General features: G+C 54.6%; 1 protein-coding gene. It reads left to right on the plus strand.

The annotated features are described in order from the left end of the window. Positions 1 to 164 precede the first annotated feature (164 nt). A protein-coding gene (locus GEU01_RS25445; protein ID WP_085949342.1) for an IS5 family transposase occupies positions 165 to 916 on the plus strand; the annotation gives its coding sequence in 2 pieces (ribosomal slippage) (positions 165 to 495 and positions 495 to 916; 753 coding nt in all). The last annotated feature ends 532 nt before the right edge of the window (positions 917 to 1,448 follow it).

Raw genomic sequence — 1,448 nt, forward strand, 5'->3', positions numbered from 1 at the left:
TAATCCACTGAAATCACTCAACTCATTTTCGGTCAGACACTAAGGTGTTCATTTAAATTTCTCGCTTTGTTCCAAAAATTAATTTATCATTCTTAAACAGAATATTACAGGGTCTGTTGGGAATTATGCTTTTTTGAAGTCTCTGAATATGATTCAAAGGCCATATGGAGCGCTTCATACTGACAGATGCCCAATGGGCGAAGATGGAACCACTGTGTCTTGGGAAGAAGACAGATCGGGGACGCAGTGGGAAAGATAACCGCCTCTTTATCGAAGCGGTCTTGTGGATTGCCCGGACCGGCAGTCCATGGCGGGACCTGCCGACGTATTTCGGCCATTGGAACTCGGTCTATTCCCGCTACAGCGACTGGATGAAAGCCGGGGTTTTCCAGAAGATTTTCGAGGCTGTCTCTGACGAGGCGGACATGGAATATGCGATGATCGATGGCACGGTGGTCCGGGTTCACCGCCACGGCCAAGGCGCAAAAGGGGGACCCGAAGTCAGGCGATAGGACGCAGTGTGACGGGATGGTCAACCAAGATCATCGCCATGACCGATGCCTTGGGCAATCTGGTCCGCTTCACCCTGATCCCCGGCCAGCATTATGATACCGTCGGGGTTGCGCCGCTTCTCGAACCGGCGGATTTCGGGGGACTTCTTGCTGACAAGGCTTTCGACGTCCACTGGATCGTGGACGCCATCCGGGCGCAAGGGGCCTGCGTCGTCATTCCCCAGCGCAAAAACCGCCTCGACAGGCGCCCGTTCGATGGAGCCCTGTTCAAAGCACGCCATCTCATCGAGAACTTCTTCTGCAAGCTTAAGGAGTTCAAGCGCATCGCCATGCGGAGCGACAAGACAGACAGATCATTCTCAGCGATGATTCATCTCACCGCAGCAATCATCAATTCACGATAATTCCCAACAGGCCCCAATTAATCGGAAATATGAAGCTTTTAAAAAATATTGCTGATATATGGCCGTTATATGTTGTTATTTCCCGGGAGCCGACCTTCCGCTCCCCTGAAGGGTTTCGGGCGCCGCGAGGCGTACGAAAGTCTGGGAAGACCGAACCCGCGACACCGGGACTCAGTTATGGGGAATTTGCAACTGGCGCTACCCGGGGGAGAGCCTGAGCCAGAGCATAAAGGTGCGTGTGTGGAACTGGAACGGGTTTTTGTGACCGGATCTGCATGACGCGATGACAGAACTGGCAGTGTAGGCAGCGATTTTCCCGGGTTTTCCAGTGATGCGTACAGGAGATACGGTTTGTCGGAGCGATGCCACTCCGACATCGGGATCGGTCATGCTGTCGTATCTGCGGGCTGTCATGGTGATCCCCCGGCCGGATCAGTCGCCCGTGGCGGCCCTCGGGGCTGGCACCATCGGGGAAGGATCTGGATGACGACCATCGGACCACCACAGCATGGGCACGGCGGTGGCGTGACCG

Source organism: Komagataeibacter europaeus LMG 18890, assembly GCF_000285295.1.
GTDB classification, from domain to species: Bacteria; Pseudomonadota; Alphaproteobacteria; order Acetobacterales; family Acetobacteraceae; genus Komagataeibacter; species Komagataeibacter europaeus.